General features: G+C 63.6%; 4 protein-coding genes. All 4 read left to right on the plus strand.

Annotation, left to right across the window (positions count from 1 at the left end; translation table 11 throughout):
• Positions 1-93 precede the first annotated feature (93 nt).
• The 4 genes from HU724_RS09985 to HU724_RS10000 all read left to right on the plus strand — a co-directional run bounded on the left by HU724_RS09985 (position 94) and on the right by HU724_RS10000 (position 24675).
• The gene (locus tag HU724_RS09985) at positions 94-3495 is read left to right on the plus strand and encodes a non-ribosomal peptide synthetase (protein ID WP_186565694.1); all 3402 of its coding nucleotides are present in this window, start codon (positions 94-96) and stop codon (positions 3493-3495) included.
• Positions 3492-11315 (plus strand): non-ribosomal peptide synthetase, encoded by a 7824-nt coding sequence (locus HU724_RS09990; RefSeq protein ID WP_186565692.1) that lies wholly within the window; start codon positions 3492-3494, stop codon positions 11313-11315. Before HU724_RS09985 ends, HU724_RS09990 begins: the two co-directional genes overlap by 4 nt.
• A 13-nt stretch (positions 11316-11328) precedes the next feature.
• Positions 11329-23643: a non-ribosomal peptide synthase/polyketide synthase gene (locus tag HU724_RS09995; RefSeq protein WP_186565690.1), complete on the plus strand. Its 12315-nt coding sequence runs from the start codon at positions 11329-11331 to the stop codon at positions 23641-23643.
• A gap of 69 nt (positions 23644-23712) precedes the next feature.
• Positions 23713-24675: an alpha/beta hydrolase gene (locus HU724_RS10000; protein ID WP_186565688.1), complete on the plus strand. Its 963-nt coding sequence runs from the start codon at positions 23713-23715 to the stop codon at positions 24673-24675.
• Positions 24676-25428: the final 753 nt, after the last annotated feature.

Below are 25428 nucleotides of genomic sequence, written 5' to 3' on the forward strand. Positions count from 1 at the left end.
CCGCTGGCGCGCTAAATCGTTGCGCGGGCCATTCGTTCTTGTTGATACGACCGGGTCTCCAGGTCACGCCGCCGATCAGCAAGGACTCCACGCATGAATGCCGCAGACGCACAGAAACTAGCCCGCCGCTTTATCGAATTGCCTCAGGACAAACGCCGTCTGTTCCTCGCCGGCATGGCCCGCGAAGGCATCGATTTTGCGCAGCTGCCCATGACCGCCTGCGACGGCATCGCCGAGCGTGACGGCCTGTCTTACGCGCAGCAGCGCATGTGGTTTCTCTGGCAACTGGAGCCGACCAGCGCCGCCTACAACCTGCCGATGGCGGTGCGTCTGGAGGGCGATCTGAACGTCGAGGCACTGGAACAGGCCTTCAGCCGTCTGGCGGCGCGCCACGAATGTTTGCGCACCACCTTCGGCCAGGACGGCGAGCGTGCCTTCCAGCGTGTGGCCGAACCAAAGCCACTGAAGTTGCCGGTAACTGACTTGAGCGAATTGCCCCAAGCCCAGCGCTGGCCGCTGGCGCAGCAGCACATGATGGCCGAGGCGACCCAGGCCTTCGACCTGCAGAACGGCCCGCTGCTGAGCCTGCGGCTGTTGCGCCTGGCCGCGCAGGAACACGTGCTGCTGCTGACCCTGCATCACATCATCGCCGACGGCTGGTCGATGAACATTCTGATCGACGAATTCATGCGCACTTACGACGCGCTGGTCGCCGGGCGTGAACCGACGCTGGCGCCCTTGACCGTGCATTACCGCGACTATGCGCTGTGGCAGCGCAGCTGGCTGGAGGCCGGTGAGCGCGAGCGGCAACTGGACTACTGGCGCACGCAACTGGGCGACGAACATCCCGTGCTGGAATTGCCCACCGACCGCGCTTATCCGGCGCAAGCCAGCCATCAAGGCGCACGCCTGGAAACGGTGATCGACGCAGCCCTGCGCGAAGAACTGAAAAATCTTGCCCAGCGTCAGGGGGTGACCTTGTTCGTGGTGTTGCTGGCAGCGTTCAAGACCCTGTTGCATCGCTACAGCGGCCAGACCGATATTCGTGTCGGCGGGCTGATTGCCAACCGCACCCGCAGTGAAACCGAAGGGTTGATCGGCTTCTTCGTCAACACCCAGATTCTGCGCAGCGTGGTCACCGCACAAACGCCATTCGCCGAGCTGCTGCAGAACCTGCGCCAGGCCGCCCTCGGCGCCCAGGCCCATCAGGATCTGCCGTTCGACGCCCTGATCGAAGCCCTGCAACCGGCGCGCAGCCAGAGCCACAATCCGCTGTTTCAAGTGATGTTCAACCACCAGCCGCTGGTCACCGATTTGCACCAGGCGCAACTCGCTTCGGGCTTGCGCGTGGGCTATCTGAGCGAGGAACAACTGGCCGGCAGCGCTCGGCAACATGCGGCCACCAGCGACCTGATGCTCGACACTCGCGAGGAGGGCGAGCAACTGTTTGCCGCCTTCACGTACGCCACGGATATTTTCGACGCCGCGACCATCGCCGCGCTGGCCGGGCATTGGCGCAACATTCTCCAGTCGGTGTGCCGCGATCCGCAGCAGTTGATCGGCGAAGTGGCGATGCTCGCCGACAGCGAACGCCACGGGTTGATCCAGGCCACAGCGCCAGCGCCTCGCTTTATCAGCGTGCAAAGCTTGTTCGAAGCGCAGGTCGCGCGCGCTGCGCAAATGCCGGCGGTGCTGTTGGCCACCGCGCCTTCACGGGCATTCAGCTACGACGAACTAAACGTTCGAAGCAATCGCTTGGCCCATCAGTTGCGCGCACAGGGTGTCGGCCCGGACGTGCTGGTCGGCGTCGCACTGGGGCGTTCGCTGGAATTGGCGGTGGCGCTGCTGGCGGTGCTCAAGGCCGGCGGTGCCTATGTGCCGCTGGATCCGCAAACCCCGGCCGAACGCTTGCGCCATGTGCTCGCTGACAGTGGTTTGCAACTGTTGCTCAGTGATCAGCAAAGCCTCGCCAAGCTGCCGCCACTGGATGGCATCGAGTGCCTGTCTCTGGAGCAATTGCCCGACAGCGAGCAGAGCGACAACCTGCCGGTCACGGTCGAGGCTGACAACCTCGCTTACGTGATCTACACCTCTGGCTCCACCGGGCGGCCGAAAGGCGTGGCGGTCAGTCATGGCGCGCTGAGCGAGTTCATCGCCCGCGCCATCGACTACAGCGATCTGCGCGAAGGCGACCGGGTTCTGCAATTCGCCACCAGCAGTTTCGATGGCTTTGTCGAGCAGTTTTTCCCACCGCTGTGCCATGGCGCCAGCGTGGTCATGCGCGATGCGCCGTTGTGGGACAGCGCGACGCTGCATCAGGTGATAATCGATCAGGGCATCACTCTGGCCGACCTGCCGGCGGCTTATTGGTATTGGCTGGTGCAGGAATACGCGGCGAAACCGCCGGCCAGTTTCGGCGCGCTGCGGCAGATTCACGTTGGCGGCGAAGCCATGGCGGTGGACGGTTTGCGCTTGTGGCAACAGGCCGGGCTCGGCCATGTGCGCCTGCTCAACACCTACGGCCCGACCGAGGCCACGGTGGTCTCGACGATTCATGACTGCACCGCGCTGACCGCACAGGACGTGTCGTGGCGTGGCATGCCGATCGGCCACGCACTGGCAGCGCGGCGTCTGTACGTGCTCGACGATGATATGAACCTGCTGCCGCAAGGCGCGGTGGGCGAGTTGTACATCGGTGGGCCGGGGCTGGCGCGCGGTTATCACCGTCAGCCGAGCCTCAGCGCTGAGCGGTTCATCGCCGACCCTTTCGCCGACGGCCAGCGCCTGTACCGCACCGGCGACCGTGCGCGGCTGCGCGGCGATGGCGCGCTGGAATATGTCGGCCGGGTCGATCATCAAGTGAAGATTCGCGGCTTCCGCATCGAACTGGGCGAGATCGAATCGCGCCTGCAGCAATGTCCGGGCGTTCGCGAAGCAGTGGTGCTGGCGGTGCCGTTCGCCGGCGGTGCGCAACTGGTCGCCTACGTGGTGACGGAGTTGGCAGTGCTCGCGAGCACGGCAACGCAAACTGCGTTCCGCCAGCAGACCCGGGCCGTGCTGCAAGCCAGCCTGCCGGATTACATGGTGCCGGGGCATCTGCTGTTGCTGGCGAACCTGCCGCTGACGCCGAGTGGCAAGCTCGACCGCAAGGCCTTGCCAGCGCCGGATCCGGCGCAGTTGCAGGGCGATTACCGCGCCCCGCAATCGCCGGCCGAACAATGTCTGGCGCAGGTCTGGGCCGAGGTGCTGCACGTGCCGCGTGTGGGCCTGGACGATCATTTTTTTGAACTGGGCGGCCACTCGTTGCTGGCCGCGCAGGTGATTGCCCGGGTCAAGGAGCAGATGGGCGTGGTGCTGCCGCTGCGCAGCCTGTTCGAAAAACCGCTGCTCGCGGATCTCGCCGAGGTGCTTGAGCAACTGGCCGAGGCGAGCGGCGACGACGACTGGTCCGACATGGATCAGTTCATGAATGCTTTGCAAGGAGAAGAAGTATGAGCGGCACGATGGCGGAACGTATTGCAAAAAGGTTCGTCGGCCTGCCGCTGGAACAGCGTCGGCTGTTTCTCGCCAAGCTGCGCGAGGAGGGCAAGGATTTCAGCCTGTTGCCGCTGCCGGTCAGCCGCCACGACTGCGCGCAGATTCCCCTTTCATTCGCCCAGCAACGCCTGCTGTTTCTCTGGCAACTGGAACCGCACAGCGCGGCATACAACATGGCCGCTGGCTTGCGTCTGAAAGGCCGGCTGGACGAGTCGGCCCTGAGCCGCTCGTTCGATCATCTGCTGGCGCGCCATGAAGTGTTGCGCACGGTGTTTCACACCGACGGTGATCAAGCGCATCAGCTGATTCTCGAACAACAAAGTATTGCGCTGGAACGCTTCGACCTGACTGGCACCGCCGCGCAAGAGCGCGAAGAACTGCTCGCGCAACACGTGCAAGACGTCACCGCGCAACCGTTCGATCTGCGCCATGGCCCGCTGTTGCGCGCGAGCCTGTTTGCCCTGGCCGACGATGAGTTCGTGCTGGTGGTGAGCATGCACCACATCGTCTCCGATGGCTGGTCGATGGACGTCATGGTCAAGGAATTCGTGCAGTGCTATCAGGCGTTCAGCCTGCAGCGCGAGCCGCAATTGCCGGCGCTGCCGTTGCAGTACGCCGACTATGCGATCTGGCAGCGGCGCTGGCTGGAGGCCGGCGAGGGCGAGCGCCAGCTCGACTACTGGCGTCAGCAATTGGGCGACGAACATCCGCTGCTGGAAGTGGCGCCGGACTTTGCCCGACCGCTGACGCAAAGCTTTGCAGGACAGACCCTGAGTTTCGATTTCGGTGCTGACCTTTCGCAGCAGCTCAATGCCTTCGCGCGCAGCCAGGGCATCAGCCTGTTCATGCTGGTGCTGGCCGGGTTCTCGCTGTTCCTTTCGCGTCTGGCCGGCGAGCGCGACATTCGTGTCGGCGTGCCGAATGCCAACCGTGGCCGCGCCGAAGTCGAGGGACTGATCGGTTTCTTCGTCAACACCCAGGTGCTGCGTTGCCAGGTCGATGAGCGCGGCAGTTTCGCCGATTTGCTCGCGCAGGTGCGTGAAGCGGCGTTCGGCGCACAGGCACATCAGGAGTTGCCGTTCGAGCAACTCGTCGACGAATTGGTCGCCGAACGCACCCTGGGCCACAACCCGCTGTTCCAGGCCAAGTTCAACCAGAACGTCGGCATGCAGAAACAACGCTCGATGGCCTTGCCCGGCCTGACCGTCGGCGAATACCCGCTGGCCAAGGACGGCACGCACTTCGATCTGGCCTTGGATATCACCGACGACGGCGCGCTGATCCACGGCCAGATGACCTACGCCAGCGATCTCTATCGGGCGGAAACGGTCGCCGGTTTTGTGCAGATTTTGCTGGATCTGTTTACCCAGTTGCTCGACTCGCCGCAGGCGCCACTGCACACGGTTGCCACACCACCGCCTGCTGCGCTTGCCAGCCAACGCGAACCGGCGTTGACGGTGTTGCAACACTGGGCGCGTGAAGTGGCTCGGCAGCCGCAGGCGCTGGCGGCTCGTGATTTGCAGAAGACAATGAAGTTCCAGGCGCTGGATGAGGAGGCCAATCGTCTCGCCCATTATTTGCGTGCGCAGGGCGTCGATGTCGGCGACCCGGTGGCGGTGCTGCTGGAACGTTCGCTGGACTGGCTGACTTGCCTGTTGGCGATTCTCAAGGCTGGCGCGGTGTACATGCCGCTCGACGTCAAGGCGCCGAGCACGCGCCTGCAACAGATGCTCGGCGCTGCGCAGGCGCGGGCGCTGATCGGTGCTGAAGGCGACGCACGGCTCAGCGAATTGGCGGGTGAGAGCTGTCAGGGTCTGGAGTTTGCGCCGGGGCAATGGCAGTCACTGCCGACGTCCGCGCCTGAACTGACGCTGTATGCGCAGTCGCCGGCCTACGTGATTCACACCTCCGGTTCCACAGGGCAACCCAAGGGCGTGCTGGTCAGCCACGGCGCGCTGGGCAGTTATGTGCGCGGTGTACTCGAGCGTCTCGCGCCAGCGCCCGAGGCGAGCATGGCGCTGGTCTCGACCATCGCCGCTGACCTTGGCTTCACCGTGCTGTTCGGTGCGTTGTGCTCGGGCCGACTGCTGCATGTGCTGCCGGAAGAACTCGGCTTCGACCCGGACCGCTTTGCCGAATACATGGCCTGCCATCGCGTTGGCGTGCTGAAAATCGTCCCCGGACATCTCGCCGCGCTGTTGCAGGCGGCCAAGCCTGCCGATGTGCTGCCGGAACACGCGCTGATCGTCGGCGGCGAAGCCTGTTCGCCGGCGCTGGTCGAGCGCGTGCAGCAACTGAAACCGGGCTGTCGTCTGATCAACCACTATGGCCCGAGCGAAACCACCGTGGGCGTGCTGACCCACGAGGTCGAAGAACTCGCCGCCCAGGCGCGCAGTGTTCCGATCGGCACAGCGCTGGTCGGAGCCCATGTCCATGTGCTCGACGATGTGCTCAACCCGGTAGCTGATCAGGTTGCCGGTGAGTTGTACATCGGCGGCGACAGCGTTGCCCTGGGCTACCTGAATCAGCCGGGGCTCACCGCTGAGCGTTTCCTGCCTGATCCGTTTGGGAACCCCGGCGCGCGGGTGTACCGCAGTGGCGACCAGGTCCGGCGCAATCGCGAGCAGGCGCTGGAATTCATCGGTCGTGCCGACGATCAGGTCAAAGTGCGCGGCTACCGTGTGGAGCCTGCGGAAGTCGCGCGGGTGTTGCTCAGCCTCGATGGCGTCAGCGAAGCCGCCGTGCTCGCGCTGCCACTGGATGACGACCCGGCGCGCCTGCAACTCCTGGCATGGTGCGTGCCGGCGGTGGGCGCGAAGGTGCAGGCGCAGGAACTGCGCGAGCAGTTGCAGGCGCGGCTGCCGGATTACATGGTGCCGGCGCAGTTGCTGTTGCTGGAAAAGCTGCCGCTGACTGCCAACGGCAAGCTCGACAAGCGTGCCTTGCCAGTGCCCGGCGTGGTCAGCCAGCAGTTCGTCGCGCCGGTCGGTGAGATCGAGGAGAAACTGGCGGCGATCTGGGCCGAAGTGCTCAAGCTCGAAAGGGTTGGCAGCAGCGATAACTTCTTCGAGCTGGGTGGCGACTCGATCCTCAGCTTGCAGATCATCGCCCGGGCCAAGCGCCAGGGCATCAAGCTCAGCCCTAAGCAGTTGTTCGAAAAACAGACCATCGGCCAATTGGCTACCGTCGCCAAACTGATCGAAGCCAAACCGGTTGCCGTCGCGGCACCAGTGGCACGCGGGCCGTTGCCGTTGCTGCCGATCCAGTTGCGCTTCTTCGACACGCCGATTGCCCAGCGCCAGCACTGGAACCAGTCGGTGATGCTGCAACCGACCCTGGCGCTGGACGCCGTGTATTTGCGCAAGGCGCTGGCGACGTTGGTCGAACAGCACGAAGCGCTGGCCTTAAGCTTTGTGCAGTCGGGCAATCACTGGCAGGCACTGCCGCAGCCGCAGGGTGATGCCGAATTGCTCTGGGTTCGCGAGCTGGACAGTCTCGATGCCTTGCCGGCCGTGGCCGACGCGGCGCAGCGCAGCCTTGATCTGCAACGCGGGCAGTTGCTGCGCGCGGTGCTGGTCACTCTGCCGAATGCCGAGCAGCGCTTGTTGCTGGTCATCCATCACCTGGTGGTCGACGGCGTGTCGTGGCGCATTCTGCTTGAGGACTTGCAGCAGTCTTACCAGGCATTGGCGGCGGGGACGGCGGCGGTGTTGCCAGGCCAGAGCAGTTCGCTGCACAACTGGGCCGAGCAGTTGCATCGTTATGCGCAGAGTGAAGCGCTTGCCGGCGAACGCGATTATTGGCGCCAGACCCTGGCGGCGGAAGACGCGGCACTGCCACAAGATTTCGCCGTGGACAGCCAGACCCGCGCCCAGGCCGCTCGCGCCAGTACGCGCCTGAGCCAGACATTGACCGACAAGCTGCTGAAAGTCGCCCCGGCGGCGTACCGCACGCAGATCAACGACCTGTTGCTGACGGCTTTGGCGCGGGTGCTGTGTGACTGGAGCGAGCAGCCGTCGGTGTTAATCCAGCTCGAAGGCCATGGTCGTGAAGACCTGTTCGACGACATCGACCTGAGCCGCACGGTCGGCTGGTTCAGCAGCCTGTTCCCGGTGCGCCTGACCCCGCAGGCGAGTCCCGCTGCGTCGCTGTGTGCGATCAAGGAGCAACTGCGGGCGGTGCCGGGCAAAGGCATCGGTTATGGCGTGCTGCGTTACCTCACGCGTGCTGCCGAGTTGCAGGCGCTGGCGCAACCTCGGGTAACCTTCAATTACCTCGGTCAGTTCGACGGCGCGTTCAGCGCTGAGCAGGGCGCGTTGTTCCTGCCAAGCGCTGACAGCACCGGCGCCAATCAGGATGGGCAGGCGCCGCTGGGCAATTGGCTGAGTGTTGACGGCCAGGTTCTCGGCGGTGAGCTGGAACTGACCTGGACCTTCGGCACCGGCATGTATCGCGCCGAGACCATCGAGGCGTTGGCCGAGGCTTATCGCTGCGAGCTGGAACGCCTGATCGAACATTGCTGCGCGAGCGGCACAGGTGGCGTGACACCTTCGGATTTCAACCTCGCCAACCTGACCCAGGCGCAGCTGTCGGCATTGCCGATGGCGCCGCGTGACATCGTCGATCTGTACCCGCTGTCGCCGATGCAGCAAGGCATTCTTTTCCACAGCCGCAACGAGCCGGACAGCCCGGCCTACACCAATCAGCTGCGCGTCGACGTCGAGCAGCTCGACGGCGAGCGCTTCCGCCAGGCCTGGCAGCAGACCGTCGATGCCCACGATATTCTGCGTACCGCGTTCGTCTGGCCGCAGGATGCCGCCGCGCCGGTGCAAGTGGTGCGCAGCCGCGTGCAGATGCCGTGGCAGGTGCAGGACTGGCGCGGTCGCGCTGGCCTGGATGTCGCGCTTGATCATCTCGCCACTGAAGATCTGCATAACGGCTTCGATCTGCTCGATGCACCGCTGTTGCGCGTGACGTTGGTGCGCACCGATGAGCACACTCATCACCTGATCTACACCTGCCATCACATCCTCATGGACGGCTGGAGCACTTCGCAGTTGTTCGGCGAAGTGCTGCAACGTTACGCCGGCATCGTGCCGAGCGCAGGGCAGGGGCATTATCGCGATTACATCGAATGGCTCGGCCAGCGTGATCAGCAAGCCAGTCAGCAGTTCTGGCGCGCAGCGCTGGCGGACCTTGAACAGCCGACGCGACTGGCCAGTGCCCTGCCGGTCAGGCACGCGGCGAACGGCTATGCCGATCACGAGCAGGTGTTCAGCGAACCGCTGACCGCAGAACTGAACCGCTTCGCCCGCGAGCAGAAAGTCACCCTCAACACGCTGTTACAAGCGGCGTGGCTGCTGCTGTTGCAGCGCTATACCGGGCAGGATCACGTGGCGTTCGGCGCGACGGTCGCCGGACGGCCGACGGATTTGCCGGGTGTCGAGCAGCAGATCGGCCTGTTCATCAACACCTTGCCGGTGGTGGCGGCGCCATCGCCGGAGATCGGCGTCAGCCAATGGCTGCAACAGGTGCAAGACCTCAACCTGGCCTTGCGCGAGCACGAACACACGCCGCTGTATGACATTCAGCGCTGGGCCGGTACGGGCGCCGGGGCGTTGTTCGACAGCATTCTGGTGTTCGAAAACTACCCGATGGCCGAGGCGTTGGCGCAGGGCCCTGAGACGGGCCTGAAGTTCTCGGCAATCCGCCGGCAGGAGCAGACCAACTATCCGCTGACGCTGGTGGCGATCACCGGCCGCGAGCTGAGTCTGGGCGTAAGTTACGATCAGGCCAGCTTCGACGCTCAAGCGATCCGCGTGTTGAGTGCGCAGTTGCAAGGCCTGCTCGAGCAGTTCCTCGCCGACGCCACGCAGCCGCTGGGCACGCTGCAACTGCTCGCCGAGCCACAACGGCAACAAGCGATCGAGTGGGGCAAGGCGCCGGTTACCACGCCGGATCAACGCACGGTGCTGGCGTACATCGCCGCGCAGGTGCAGCGTCAACCGCAGGCGAACGCGGTGCTGTTCGCTGAGCAATCCATCGATTACCAAAACCTCGATGCCCGGGCCAATCGTCTGGCGCACAAGCTGCAAGGCATGGGCGTCGGGCCGGAAGTGCGCGTCGGCGTGTGCATGCGCCGCACGCCGCAGATGCTGGTCGGCTTGCTGGCGATCCTCAAGGCCGGTGGCGCTTATGTGCCGCTGGACCCGGATTACCCGCAGGAACGCTTGCTGCACATGCTCGACGACAGCCGCGCGGCGGTGCTGCTCACTGAGCCAGCGGCATTGGCGATGCTGCCCGAAACCTTGAGTGCGCAGGTGCTGCTGGTGGACGAGAACGTCGCCAGCGAATACCCGGCCACTGCGCCGCTGGTTAACCTCGCGGCAGACAATCTGGCGTACGTGATCTACACCTCCGGCTCCACCGGCAAACCGAAAGGCGTAGCGATCAGCCACGGCAATCTATCGGCGCTGATTCAATGGTCGGCTGGGGTCTATCGCGAAGAACAATTGCGCGGCGTGCTGGCCTCGACCTCGATCTGCTTCGATCTCTCGGTGTGGGAAATCTTCGTCACGCTGGCCTGCGGTGGCTGCCTGGTATTGGCCGACAACGCCCTGGCGGTGGCCGATTTGCCGGCGCGCGATCAGGTCACCCTGATCAACAGCGTGCCGTCGGCGATTGCCGCGTTGCAACGGGCCGGGCAGATTCCGGCTTCGGTCGGCACCATCAATCTGGCCGGCGAACCGCTCAAGCAGAGTCTGGTCGACAGCCTCTACGCCAGCACTCAGGTGCAGCAGGTTTACGATCTTTACGGGCCGTCGGAGGATACCACTTATTCGACCTTCACCCTGCGCACGCCGCAGGGGCGGGCGAACATTGGCCGGCCACTGGACAACACCGTGGCCTACCTGCTCGACAGTCAATTGCAGGTGCTGCCCGAGGGCGTTGCGGCCGAGCTGTATCTGGCGGGTGCCGGGGTGACGCGCGGCTATCTGCGCCGCGCCGCGCTGACCGCCGAACGCTTTGTGCCGAATCCTTACGCGAGCAACGGCGAGCGCCTGTACCGCACCGGCGATCTGGTGCGCCAGGGCGACGATGGCAACATCGAGTACATCGGTCGCGCCGACCATCAGGTGAAGATTCGCGGTTTCCGCATCGAACTCAGCGAGATCGAAGCGCGCCTGCTGGAACTCGACGATATCCTTGAGGCGGTGGTACTGGCGCAGGACGGCGCCGCTGGCAAACACCTGCATGCCTACCTCGTCGCCGCGCCGGACAGCGAGCGGTCGACGCTGGCCGAGCGGGTGCGCAGTGCGCTGGTCAGCCGCTTGCCGGCGCACATGGTGCCGGGGCATCTGCACCTGATCGACGCGATCCCGCTGACGCCCAACGGCAAGCTCGATCGCAAGGCGCTGATGGCGTTGGGCGAGAGCCCGACGCATGAGCAATACCTAGCGCCGCAAAGCGATCTGCAATGGGAGGTCGCGACGATCTGGCAGGAAGTGCTGGAGGTCGAGCGGGTAGGGCTGGCGGACAACTTCTTCCAGCTCGGCGGTCATTCGTTACTGGCAACGCTGGTGGTGACCCGGGTGCAGGAACGTCTGGGCGACAAGGTGCCGCTCAAGGCGCTGTTCGAGACCGACACGCTCAAGGATTTCTGCGCGCGGATCGAAGCGCTGCGCGTCGAAATGTCGCCCGTTCAGGATGAATTGGCTAAATCACTGGAGGCCCTCAAACGTCTATCCCTCGATGATCTGGAAAAACTGATTTCTTGAGAGGGAAAAACGCGTGCAAGAGTTAATCGAGTCGGTAGGACAACTTTCGGCTAAGCAAAGAAAGGCTCTGGCGGTTCTGCTCAAGCAGAAAGGCGTCAACCTCTTTGACATTGCCCCGGTTTTCAAGCGCACGGCTGAAGAGCCGTTGCTGCTGTCCTACGCTCAGCAGCGCCAGTGGTTCCTCTGGCAGTGGGCACCGCACAGCGCGGCCTACAACATTCCGACGGCCCTGCGCTTGCAGGGGCCGCTGGATGTGCCGGCACTGGAACGCAGCATCGCGGCGCTGATCGAGCGCCACGAAACCTTGCGCACGGTGTTCTCTCAAGACAGCGCGCAACCCTTGCAAGTGGTCCTGCCCGCAGGACCTTTTACCCTCGATATTCACAACCTGAGCGCTGATCTGGCGAATGACCCGGAGCACTCGATCGAGGCTTTCGTCCAGACCCAGAGCCAGAAGACTTTCGATCTGCAGCACGGCCCGTTGCTGCGTGCCGCGCTGCTGCAGGTCAGCCCTGATGACCATGTGCTGGTGCTGACCCTGCACCACATCGTTTCCGATGGCTGGTCGCTGCAAGTGATGATCGAGGAACTGGTGCAACTCTATGCCGGTTTCAACCTCGGTCACGACGCCGGTCTGCCGGCCCTGCCGATTCAATACGCCGATTACGCCTTGTGGCAGCGCCAGTGGATGGAGGCCGGTGAGCAGGAGCGACAACTGGCCTACTGGCAGGAAAAGCTCGGCGGCGAACAACCGGTGCTGGAACTGCCGCTTGATCGCCCGCGCGCGGTCGATCAAAGCTTCGCCGGCGCCAGCCATAACCTGATTCTTGATCCGGCGCTGAGCAATGCCCTCAAGGCCTTTGCCCGGCAGGAAAACGTTACCCTGTTCGTGTTGCTGCTGGCCTCGTTTCAGGCCTTGCTGCATCGCTACAGCGGGCAAAGCGACATCCGTGTCGGCGTGCCGGTGGCCAACCGTGGCCGGGTGGAAATCGAGCGCCTGATCGGCTTCTTCGTCAACACCCAGGTGCTCAAGGCGGATGTCGACGCAGAGCTGCCGTTTATCGAACTGCTGCGTCAGGTCAAACAGACGGCGCAGGAGGCGCAGGCGCATCAGGATTTGCCCTTCGAGCAACTGGTCGAAGCGCTGGAACCGGGCCGCAGCCTCAGCCACAGTCCGCTGTTCCAAGTGATGTTCAACCACCAGGCCGAGCGCCGCGCAAGCGTCGCCACACGCCTCAACGGCCTGAACATCGAGCCGCTGGAATGGCAGCGCCAGACCGCGCAATTCGACCTGACCCTCAACACCACCGAACAGGCCCACGGCATCGAAGCGGTGCTCAAGTACGCCACTGACCTGTTCGACGCAGCGACCATCGAGCGCCTGGCGCAACACTGGACCGCGCTGTTGCAAGCGATCATCGCCGAGCCGAGCCAGCGCATCGGCCAATTGTCGATGCTCGACGCCGGCCAGCAGCAACAGCTGTTGGCGCAATGGAATCCGTCGCTGATTGAACAACCGCTGACCCAGTGCATCCAGCAAGCCATCGAGGCCCAGGCCGAGCGGCATGCCGATGCGGTGGCGGTGAGCTGTGCCGGGCAACGCCTGACCTACGCCGAACTCAATCACCGCGCCAACCTGTGGGCGCATACGCTGATCGAGCAGGGCGTCGGCCCGGACGTGCGCGTCGGCCTGGCGGTGGAGCGTTCGCTGGACATGATCGTCGCTATTCTCGCGGTGCTGAAGGCCGGCGGCGCCTATGTGCCGCTGGACCCGAGCTACCCGGATGACCGCTTGAGCTACATGATCGACGACAGCGGTATTCAATTGCTGTTGACCCAGGGCCATTTGCTCGGGCAGCTGCCGCTGCCGCCGGGGCTGATCTGCCTCGATCTGGATCAAACGCCGGAGCACGGCATCGCAAGCAACCCGCCATGCCTGACCACGCCGGACAATCTGGCCTACGTCATCTACACCTCCGGTTCCACCGGCAAACCCAAGGGCGCGCTACTGCCGCACGGCAACGTGATGCGCCTGTTCAGCGCCACCGAGCAGTGGTTTGATTTCGGCGCGCAGGACAGCTGGACGCTGTTCCATTCCTACGCGTTCGACTTTTCGGTGTGGGAGATTTTCGGCGCGCTGCTGTACGGCGGCAAACTGGTGGTGGTGCCCCACGACGTCAGCCGTTCGCCGGAGGATTTCTACACGCTGCTGTGCGATGAAAATGTCACGGTGTTGAACCAGACGCCGTCGGCGTTCAAGCCGCTGATGCAGGTCGCCTGCGAGTCGAGCCGCAGCAACGCCCTGCGTTATGTGGTGTTCGGCGGCGAGGCGCTGGAAGTACAAAATCTGCGTCCGTGGTTCGAGCGTTTTGGCGACCGCACGCCGACGCTGATCAACATGTACGGCATCACCGAAACCACCGTGCACGTGACTTACCGGCCGTTGTCGCTGGCGGATCTGCAGAGCAATCACAGCAGCCCGATCGGCGCACCGATTGTCGACCTGTCGTGGTACTTGCTCGACAGTTCGCTCAACCTGGTGCCGCAAGGCTGCATCGGTGAGTTGTACATCGCTGGCGCCGGTCTGGCCCGTGGTTATCTGAATCAGGCCGGCATGAGCGCCACGCGCTTCGTGCCCGATCCGTTCAACCGCAGGGCCGGCCAGCGTCTGTACCGTACCGGCGACCTCGCACGGCTGCGCGGCGATGGGGTGATCGAGTACATCGGCCGTATCGACCACCAAGTGAAGATCCGTGGTTTCCGCATCGAGCTCGGTGAAATCGAAGCGCAACTGCTCAAGCATCCGCAGGTGCGCGAAGCGGTGGTGCTGGCGGTGGACGGCGTCAGCGGCCAGCAACTGGCGACCTGGGTCGTGCCGGTTGAGACATTGAACGCGGACGAGCAGGGCGCGTTGCGCGATTCGATCAAGGCGCACCTGCGCGAAACCCTGCCGGATTATATGGTCCCGGTCAGTTGGGCGTTCCTCGACCGACTGCCGCTGACCGCCAACGGCAAGCTCGATCGCAAACAACTGCCGCAGCCGGATGTTGCGCAGGTGCAAGAGGCCTACGCGGCGCCGCGCAGTGAACTGGAACAGCGTCTGGCGGAGATCTGGCAGGACGTGCTCAAGGTTGAACGGGTCGGCCTTCACGACAACTTTTTCGAGCTGGGCGGCGATTCGATCATATCGATTCAAGTGGTCAGTCGCGCGCGGCAGGCCGGCATTCGCTTTACGCCCAAGGACATTTTTCAGCACCAGACCGTGCAGCGTCTGGCCACCGTCGCGCAGCAGAGCGATGCGGTGCAGACGGAGCAGGGCGAGGTGCTTGGCGAAGCGCCGCTGACGCCGATCCAGCAGTATTTCTTCCACAGCGACATCCCGGCGCGGCATCACTGGAACCAGTCGATCCTGCTGACCCCGGCGAAAGCCCTGCAAGCCACGGCGCTGCAACAGGCGCTGGCGCAGGTGCAAAAGCAGCATGACGCCTTGCGTCTGCGTTATCGCCAAACCGAGCAGGGCTGGCAGCAAAGCCACGGCACGGCGGATCAGCCACAAGCGTTGTTGCGCACTTTCACGCTGGACGACAGCGCGGCATTGCCAGCGCTGTGCCTGGACCTGCAACGCAGCCTCGATCTGCAAAACGGCCCGCTGATCCGCGCGGCGCTGATCGATTTGCCGGACGCCAGTCAGCGTCTGTTGCTGGTGATTCATCACCTGGTGGTCGATGGCGTGTCGTGGCGGATCCTGCTCGAAGATCTGCAAAGCGCCTATCAGCAGATCAGCAGCGGACAGAGCGTGCACCTGCCGGCCAAGACCAGCGCGTTCAAGGGCTGGGGTTTGCGCCTGCAAGAACATGCGCGCAGCGCTGCGCTGAACAGTGAGCTGAGTTACTGGCGCGAGCAGTTGCGCGACGCGCCGCTCGGTTTGCCATTGGACAATCCGCAGGGCCAATTGAACAACCGCTTCGAACGCAGCGTCGACACGCGGCTGGACGCCGAACGCACTCGCCAGCTGCTGCAACAGGCCCCGGCGGCCTACCGCACTCAGGTCAACGACCTGCTGCTGACCGCACTGGCGCGGGTGCTTTGCGAGTGGACCGCTAGCGACAGCGCGTTGGTGCAGCTCGAAGGCCATGGCCGCGAAGACCTCTTCGATGACATCGACTTGAGCCGCACCGTGGGTTGGTTCACCAGCATGTTCCCGGTACGCCTGACACCAAACGCCAGCCTGGAAAGCTCGATCAAAAGCATCAAGGAGCAACTGCGCGCGATCCCGAACAAGGGCATCGGCTATGGCTTGCTGCGTTATCTCGGCACCGCCGACGCACAAGCGGCGTTGCATGAGCTGGCGCAACCGCAGGTGACGTTCAACTACCTCGGCCAGTTCGATAACAACTTCGATGAAGACGCCTTGTGGCGGCCTGCCACCGAAGACAAGGGCGCCGGTCAGGACGCAAACGCGCCGATGGCCAACTGGCTGACCATCGATGGACGGGTTTATCAGGGCCAGTTGAGCCTGACCTGGACCTACAGCAGCGACGTCTTCGAAGAAGCGACCATTGACGCTCTGGCCCGCGCCTACGAAGTGGCGCTGAGCGAATTGATCGACCACTGCCTCAGCCATGCGGGCGGCCTCACGCCGTCCGACGTGCCGCTGGCCGGTTTGTCCCAGGCGCATCTGGACAGCCTGCCGATTGCCGCCCAGCGCATCGAGGACATCTATCCGCTGGCGCCGATGCAGCAGGGCATTCTGTTCCACAGCCTGTACGACGCCGACGCCAGCGCCTACGTTTATCAGATGCTGCTGGACATCGACGGCCTCGACGTTGCGCGGTTCCAGCAAGCCTGGCAACGGGTGGTCGATCGCCATGAAGTGCTGCGCGCAGGTTTCATCTGGGGCCGCGATGGCCTGGACGCGCCGTTGCAGGTGATCAATCGCCAACTGACCCTGGAAATGCCGGAAATCGACGTGCGCGATGCCGCTGATCTGCCGGCGGTGCTTGAAGCACGGGCGCAGGCCGACCGTGAACGCGGGTTCGATCTGCAGAATCCGCCGCTGTTGCGCCTGTGCCTGTTGCGCACTGCCGACGATCGCCATCGACTGATTTTCACTTGTCACCACATCCTCATGGATGGCTGGAGCAACTCGCGGATGTTCGGCGAAGTGCTGCAGGATTACGCCGGCCAGCCGGTGTCGAGCGCGCAGGGCCGCTATCGCGATTTTCTGGTCTGGCTGCAGGACCAGGACAAGGCGGCCGCGCAGGAATTCTGGCGCGGGCAACTGGCCGAACTCGACGAGCCGACCCGACTGGCCTCGGCCTGCCACGGACGCACCGTGCCGGGGCCGGGCAAACAGATGCATCGTCTGCATTTCGATGAAGCGTTGACCCAGCGTCTGAACAGCTTCTCCCGTCAGCAACAGGTGACCCTCAACAGCCTGGTGCAGGCGGCATGGCTGCTTGTGTTGCAGCGCTACACCGGCCAGGCCACGGTGGCGTTTGGCGCCACGGTATCCGGGCGTCCGGTGGATTTGCCGGGCATCGAGGAGCAACTGGGGCTGTTCATCAACACCTTGCCGGTGATCGCCAGCCCGCAGGCCAGCCTCAGCGTCGGCGATTGGGTGCGCAGCGTGCAGGACAAGAACCTGCTGTTGCGCGACTACGAACAGACGCCGTTGCAGGACATTCAGCGTCTGGCGGCGTTGAGTGGCGAAGCGTTGTTCGACACCTTGCTGGTGTTCGAGAACTACCCGGTATCCGACGCGTTGGAGGCCAATCCGGGCGGGCTGCGTTTTTCCGGTCTGGAGCATCGCGAGCAGACCAACTACGGTCTGACCCTGATTGCCGGCGCCAGCGAAGTGCTCAACCTCGATTTCAACTACCTCACCGAACACTTCGCCGAGCGCAGCGTGCTTGCTCTGGCGGCGCATTTGCGTGAAGTGCTGGAGCAATTTATCGCAGCGCCGCAACGGGCACTCGGCGAGATCGGTCTGCTGCCGCTGGCCGAACGGCAGACGCTGGCGCAGTGGAGCGACAATCACGCGGCTTATCCGGCTGAGCGGTTGATCTCGCAGAGCTTTGAAGCACGGGTGGCGGCGCATCCTCAGGCACTGGCGTTGAGTCATGCCGGCGTGGCCCTGAGCTACGGCGAACTGAACCGGCGGGCAAACCAGTTGGCCCGGCATCTGGTGACGCTGGGTGTCACCGCCGAAGTGCGCGTCGGCGTGGCGCTGCCGCGTTCGGCGGAACTGGTGATCGCCCTGATGGCGGTGCTCAAGGCCGGCGGCACCTACGTGCCGCTGGACCCGGACTACCCGGCCGACCGCGTGGCCTACATGCTCGACGACAGCCAGGCGAAAGTCCTGCTGACCCAGCAAGCCTTGCTGGCGCAACTGCCGTCCAGCGAAGCCCACGTGGTGCTGGTCGAGGCCGGCGGCGAGGCGTTCGCCGCGCAAGCGCCGGACAACCTGCCGGCGCGCGCCGACTCGGCCAATCTTGCCTACGTGATCTACACCTCCGGTTCCACCGGCAAACCGAAAGGTGTGGCCATCGCCCATCGCAACGTGCAGGCGCTGATTCATTGGTCCGCCGAGGTCTACAGCGAGGACGATCTGCAAGGCGTGCTGGCCTCGACGTCGGTGTGCTTCGACCTGTCGGTGTGGGAGATTTTCGTCACCCTGGCGCGTGGCGGGTCCATGGTCATGGCGCGCAATGCCCTTGAGCTGCCGGACTTGCCCGAGCGTGATCAGGTGCGCCTGATCAACACCGTGCCGTCGGCGATTGCCGCGTTGCAACGCATCGGCCAGATCCCGTCGTGTGTGCGCATCATCAATCTGGCCGGCGAGCCGCTCAAGCAGGCGCTGGTCGACACCTTGTACCGCGAAACTTCGGTCGCCCACGTTTACGATCTGTACGGGCCTTCCGAAGACACCACGTATTCGACCTGGACTCGTCGTGAACTCGGCGGTCAGGCCAATATCGGCCGGCCATTGCGCAATACCACTGCGTACCTGCTCGATGAGCAATTGCAGGAAGCGCCGCTCGGCATTGCAGCGGAGCTGTATCTGGCCGGTGAGGGCATCACCCGTGGCTATCTGTTGCGCCCGGGCCTGACTGCCGAGCGTTTCGTGCCGAATCCGTTGGCGAGCAACGGCGAGCGCATGTACCGCACCGGCGACCTGACGCGTTTCATGGACGACGGCCGTATCGAATACGTCGGTCGCATCGACCATCAGGTCAAAGTGCGCGGCTTCCGTATCGAACTCGGCGAAATCGACGCGCGTCTGCTGGCCCAGGCCAGCGTGCGCGAAGGCGTGGTGCTGGCGGTGGAAGGCGTCGGCGGCCAGCAACTGGTGGCTTATGTGGTGCCGGCCGAGGCCGATCAAAGCCTGGCGCAACTGGACTCGCTGAGTGCTGAGTTGCAAGCCGCGCTCAAGGCGCATCTGCCGGACTACATGGTTCCGACGCAGTGGCTGTTCCTCGAACAGTTGCCGCTGACACCCAACGGCAAACTTGATCGCAAGGCCTTGCCGGCACCGGATGCCAGCCAGGCACAACGCGATTACGTCGCGCCGTCGACGCCGCTGGAGCAGCAACTGGCCGAGGTCTGGCAGGACATTCTGAAGATCGAGCAGGTCGGCGTGACCGACAATTTCTTCGCCCTCGGCGGCGATTCGATCATCTCGATTCAACTGGTCAGCCGCGCGCGGCAGCAGGGCATTTGCTTCACGCCCAAGGACCTGTTCCAGCAGCAGACGGTGCAGAAACTGGCCGTAGTGGTTTCGCATGCAGACGTGCAATCCGCCAGCGCTGCCGACTACCCGTTGGCGCAACTGGATCAGGCGCAGCTCGATGCCTTGCCGGTGCCGGCAGAGCTGATCGAAGACGTCTATCCGCTGTCGCCGATGCAGGAAGGCATGCTCTTCCACACCCTGTCGGATAACGGCAGCAGCCTCTATGTGCAACAGGTCAGCCTGCCGATCAAGGGCCTCGACGTTGAGCGTTTCCGCCGGGCCTGGGAATTCATCATCGTCCGTCAGGCGATCCTGCGCACCAGTTTCCATTGGCAGGATGGGCTGGCCAAGCCGTTGCAGGTCGTCCATCGCCAGGCGCCGCTGCAGATGCAGGTGCTCGATTGGCGTGGGCAGGACTGCAGCGAGGCGGCGATTGCCGAGTTCGCCAGCGCTGATCGTGCGCTGGGCTTCGACTTGGCTGAAGCGCGATTGCAGCGGGTGACCCTGCTGCAGCTGGGCGACGAGCAGTACCAGATGATCTGGACCAGCCACCACATCCTGATGGACGGCTGGAGCAGTTCGCGGCTGTTCGGCGAGGTCTTGCAGTACTACTCCACGGGCGAGGTGACTGGCGAAAATGGCCGCTATCGCGACTTCATTGCCTGGTTGCAGGCGCAGGATCAGGATGCCCAGGAGCTGTTCTGGAAGGCGCGTCTGGCGGTGGTCAACGAACCGACCGCGCTGAGTCAGGCGATGCACCCGCGTCACAGTGCCGACGTTACCGGTCACGATGCGCTCTATTCGAATTGGGACAAGGCGCAAACCGCGCGCCTGCTGGAGTTCTGCCGCGATTTGCGCATCACCCCCAACACGCTGATTCAGGGCGCGTGGCTGCTGCTGTTGCAACGCTACACCGGCCAGCAGACGGTGACCTTCGGCGCCACCGTATCAGGGCGTCCGGAAAGTCTGCCGAACGTCGGCAACATGCTCGGCCTGTTCATCAACACCTTGCCGATCATTCAGACCCCGCAGGCCGATCAGCGTCTGGCCGACTGGCTGGGTGAAGTGCAGGCCTACAACCTCGACATCCGCGATTACTCCCAGGCACCGCTGGCCGATGTGCAGCGCTGGTCGAACCTCGGTGGTCAGGCGCTGTTCGACAGCATCGTGGTGTTCGAGAACTTCCCGATCGACGAGCGCTTGCAGGAAGAAACCAACACCGAGCTGACCTTCGGCAAATCCATCGGCCACGGCGTGACCAACGTGCCGATGGACCTTGCGGTGATGCTCGGCGACGAGTTGTCGATCGAGTACCTGTACCTGCGCAGCCACTTCAGCGCCGAGGCGGTAGAAGGCATTCGCCTGACCCTGGAAAACACCCTCGCGGCGATGATGGCCGCGCCGTATGAGCGGCTGGGCAACTTGCAGCGTCTGTCCGCTGAACAATGGCAAGCGGCGCAGGCCTGGAGCGCCGAGCCGGCGCACCGCCATGAGCCTCGCCTGTTGCCGGAGTTGATCAGTCGTCATGCGCAACAGCAGCCCGACGCGATCGCGGTGCAATGCGCCGGCGAAAGCCTGAGCTACGCCGAACTGGAGCGGCAGGCCAATCGACTTGCGCAGTGCCTGATTGCCCACGGCGCCGGGCCGGAAGTGGTGATCGGCGTGGCATTGCCGCGCTCGCTGGAAATGCTGGTGAGTTTCCTCGCCGTGCTCAAGAGCGGTGCGGCGTACGTGCCGCTGGACATCGATTATCCGCCCGAGCGCTTGACGTACATGATCGAAGATTCGCGCATGGCCCTGCTGCTGACGCAAACCAGCCTGCGCGCGACATTGCCTGCACCACAAGGCGTGCGGCGTCTGGAAATCGATCAACTCTATCGCAGTCTTTACAGCGATGCTGCCCCGGTCTGCGATGTTCACGAGCAGAGCCTGGCCTATCTGGTTTACACCTCCGGTTCCACCGGACGGCCGAAAGGCGTGGCCGTGACCCAGGGACCGCTGAGCATGCATTGCCAGGCCATCGCCGAGCTGTACGAAATGGACGCGAGCAGTTGCGAGCTGCACTTCATGTCGTTCGCTTTCGACGGTGCCCATGAACGCTGGCTGAGTACCTTGTACAGCGGCGGTCGTCTGGTGATCCGCGACGGTTGCCTGTGGACGCCGGAGCAGACCTATCAGGCCCTGCATGATTACGGCGTGACCATCGCTTGTTTCCCGCCGGCCTATCTCAAACAACTCGCCGAGTACGCCGCCGCCAGTGGCATCGCACCACCGCCAGTGCGCATCTACTGCTTCGGTGGCGATGCGGTGCCGGAGCAGACCTTCGAACAGGTCAAAGCCGCGTTGCGTCCGCAATACTTCACCAACGGCTACGGCCCGACCGAAACCGTGGTCACGCCGATGCTCTGGAAAGTCGCCATCAGCCAGCACTGCGAAGCGGCGTATGCGCCGATCGGTCGCGCCGTCGGTGCGCGTTCGCTGTACGTGCTCGACGACGATCTGAATCCGCTGCCGCCGGGTTTTGCCGGTGAGTTGTACATCGGCGGTTACGGCGTCGCTCGAGGTTATTACGGGCGCCCCGACCTGACCGGCGAACGCTTCGTGCCCAACCCGTTTGTGCCCGGCGAGCGCCTGTACCGCAGCGGCGATCTGGTGCGCCGCCGCGCGGACGGCGTGGTCGATTACGTCGGGCGCATCGACCATCAGGTCAAGGTGCGTGGCTTCCGCATCGAGCTGGGCGAAGTCGAGGCCAGCCTGCGTCAGTTGCCGGCGGTGAGCGATGCGCTGGTGATTGCCCGCGACAATGCCTCCGGCAAGCAACTGATCGGTTATGTGGTCACCGCCACGGGTGATGATATCGGCGATGAACTCAAGGCCGGGCTGCGTGCTTCGCTGCCGGAATACATGGTGCCGGCGCAGATCGTCTGCCTCAGCGCATTCCCGGTCACGCCCAACGGCAAACTCGATCGCAAGGCCCTGCCGGAGCCGGAGTTCAAAAGTGACGAATATGTAGCGCCGCGCACCGAGCAGGAACGCCTGCTGGCGGAAATCTGGGCGCAAGTGTTGCAGGTCGAGCAGGTCGGTATCAGCGATAACTTCTTTGAACTGGGCGGCGATTCGATCCTCAGCCTGCAAGTGATCTCGCGGGTGCGAAACCACCCGACGCTGCAGATGGAGCTGAAGCTGCGCGATCTGATGCGCTATCAAACCATCGCCGGCATTCTCGAGCAGCAAGTGGCGAAGGAGGGCGCCGGGCAAGCGCTGCCGGACCTGACTCAGGTTGCCGCAGAGGGCGCGTTCAATCTGCTGCCGATCCAGCAATGGTTCTTCGCCGAAGGCATGGCCGAGGCGCATCACTACAACCAGTCGTTGCTGCTCAGCGCACGTCAGCCGCTGGATCTCGATGCACTGGAACAGGCGCTGGGCTTGATCGAACAGCATCACGATTCGCTGCGCCTGCGTTTTTCCAACGACGGCGGACGCTGGTTGCAGCGCTACAGCACCAGCGCCTCCGACGAGGCTGTGCTGTGGCGCCGTGAAGCGCAAAGCAGCGAAGAGGTCGAAGCCTTGGCCAACCTCGCGCAGCGTAGCCTCAAACTCAATGACGGGCCGGTCTGGCGGGTCATGCATGTGGCGTTGCCGGATGGTCAGGCGCGGTTGCTGGTGGTAATTCATCACCTGGTGGTCGACACCGTGTCGTGGCGGATTCTGCTCGACGATCTGAAAGTCGCTTATGAGGCGTGCGTGCAGGGGCTGGTGCCGCAGCTGCCGATTCGCACCAGCAGTTACCGTTCGTTTGCCGAAGCGTTGCAGGCGCAGGCACCAGTCATAGCCGAGCAGGAATTGAGCTATTGGCTGGAGCAACTGGATCAGCCCGGCATTGATCTGCCGTGCGATAACCCGCGTGGCAAGAACCTTGTGCGGCAACAGGCGCAGGCACGGCTCAAGCTGTCCCGCGAGCACACCGAACAACTGCTCAAACAGGCCCCGGCGGTGTACGGCACGCAGATCAACGACTTGCTGCTGTCAGCGCTCAGCCGCGCGCTGTGCCGCTGGAGCCAGCAACCGTCGGCGCTGATTCTGCTTGAAGGGCACGGTCGCGAAGACCTCTTCGAATCGATCGACCTGAGCCGCAGCCTCGGCTGGTTCACCAGCATGTTCCCGGTGCGTTTGCGCCCGGACAGCGACGACATCGGCCAGTCGATCATCGATGTGCAGGCGCAACTGGCGGGCGTACCGCAGAAGGGCATCGGCTACGGCGTGTTGCGTCATCTGGCCGGGCCGGAAATCTCGGCGCAACTGGCTGCATTGCCGCAGGCACGGGTGACGTTCAATTACCTCGGGCAGTTCGACCAGAGCTTCGATGAACAGGCGTTGCTGGTGCCGGCACTGGAAGAGACCGGCGACAACTACAGCCTCAAGGCGAACCTGGGCAACTGGCTGGAAATCGTCGGCCAGGTCTATGACGGGCAACTGGCCTTGCGCTGCATTTACAGCAGCCAGCGTTACCGCGCCGGCACCATGAATGCGCTGATGAGCGATTACCAGCGCGAGCTTGAAGCGTTGATCGAACATTGCGTGGCACGGGTGGGTTGATCACCCGGTCTTTTGCGCGGGCGCTGCCCAGGCGCGCCCGTCCTATCGCGGATACAAGGATTTTTATCGATGTCGTTACACCCTGATCTGGAAGCTTTCCTCGACCTCGCTCAAGACAGCCAGGACGCCGGCCTGCCGGCCATGCACCAACTGACCCCGAGCGAGGCCCGCGCCACCTTCGAACAGACCACCGCGCAACTGCGCTGGCCGGCGCCGCAGGATGTTGAACTCACCGAGATTGAGACACTGGCCCGCGATGGTGCGGCGCTGGCGTTGCGTTTGTATCGACCCAACGGTGTTGGATCGCCGCTGCCGGTGCTGGTGTATTTCCACGGTGGCGGATTTGTCGTTGGCAGTCTGGATTCCCATGACGGCGTCTGCCGCGAGTTTTGCCAGCGCACGCCGTGTGCGGTGCTTTCGGTCGGTTATCGACTGGCGCCGGAGCATCGCTTTCCGACGGCGCTGGAGGATGGCGAGGACGCTTTGGCCTGGCTGGCCGAACAGGCTGCGAACCTCGGACTGGATGGTTCGCGCGTTGCGTTTGGCGGTGATAGCGCGGGTGCCACATTGGCGACGGTATTGGCGATTCAGGCGGTGCGGCAGCCGCACACGGTGGCTATCGCGCCGAAGGCGCAGTTGTTGTGTTATCCGGTGACCGATGCTTCACGGGTGCATGATTCGCGGCTGTTGTTTGGCGAGGGGTATTTGCTCGAGAACGACACGCTGGAGTGGTTTTATCAGCACTATGCGCGTGGGCCGGAGGATTATCTGGATTGGCGCTTTTCGCCGTTGCTGGCGGAGGATTTGCGTGGGGTGGCGCCGGCTATTGTGGTATTGGCCGGGTTTGATCCGCTGCTGGATGAGGGGCAGGCTTATGTCGACAGGCTGCGTGGGCAGGGGTTTGAGGTCGACGTCGAGGTTTGTGCCGGGTTGACTCATGATTTGTTGCGGTTGGGGGCGGTGGTGCCTGGGGTTCTGGAGGTGTATTTGCGGGTGGGTGGGGCGCTTGCGCGGGCTCTTGAGATTGGGTGAATATCCGTTGCTTTGGTAGCGGCTGCTGGCGGTTTCGCCTGACGGCGACTTACTTTTTTACAAGCGCCAAAAAAAGTAAGCAAAAAACGCTAGCTCCTGCGTTCGGCCCTCGCAGGCTCGGGTTCCTTCGCTGCGTGATCGATCCGGGCGCAGCGGCTACGGTTTGCTTCGCTGCACCTCCTTCCGCTGTGTCTGGCTGCGCCAGACGGTCGCTGCGCTCCCACGCCCGGATCAATCCCTCCACTCAGCCTTCCGATGTCGCCGGTGGATCAAAAGCACTCGAGCTAACGCTCATTGTTGAGTGATTAGAAGCGTCGCATGGCTTGAGATTTTCGGTGGATTCGCCCCTCACCCCAGCCCTCTCCCGAGGGAGAGGGAGCCGATTTGTGTGGTGTTCAAAACCTGCATTCGACTCGATATCTCATGTTGCCGTACCTCGTCCAAACACCTCGGTCAGTTCCCTCTCCTTGCGGGAAAGGGCTAGGGAGAGGGAGCCGGAGCCGATTTGCGGGCTTTGCAGAATCTGCATTCGACTCGGTATCGCAAGTCGGCGTACTTCGTCCAAACACCTCGGTCAGTCCCCTCTCCCTCTGGGAGAGGGCTAGGGTGAGGGGATCTTGATCTGGCTTTTTGATTTTTTGCCTCTTCGGCAGACTTCGTTACGGGATCGATCCAGGTGTGGGAGCGCAGCGAGCGGGCCGTACGCCGGGGCAAAGCCTTTTGGTTCCTTTTTGCTGGGCCGGCACTCCGGCG

Origin of the sequence: Pseudomonas iranensis, assembly GCF_014268585.2 — a bacterium.
Lineage (GTDB): Bacteria > Pseudomonadota > Gammaproteobacteria > Pseudomonadales > Pseudomonadaceae > Aquipseudomonas > Aquipseudomonas iranensis.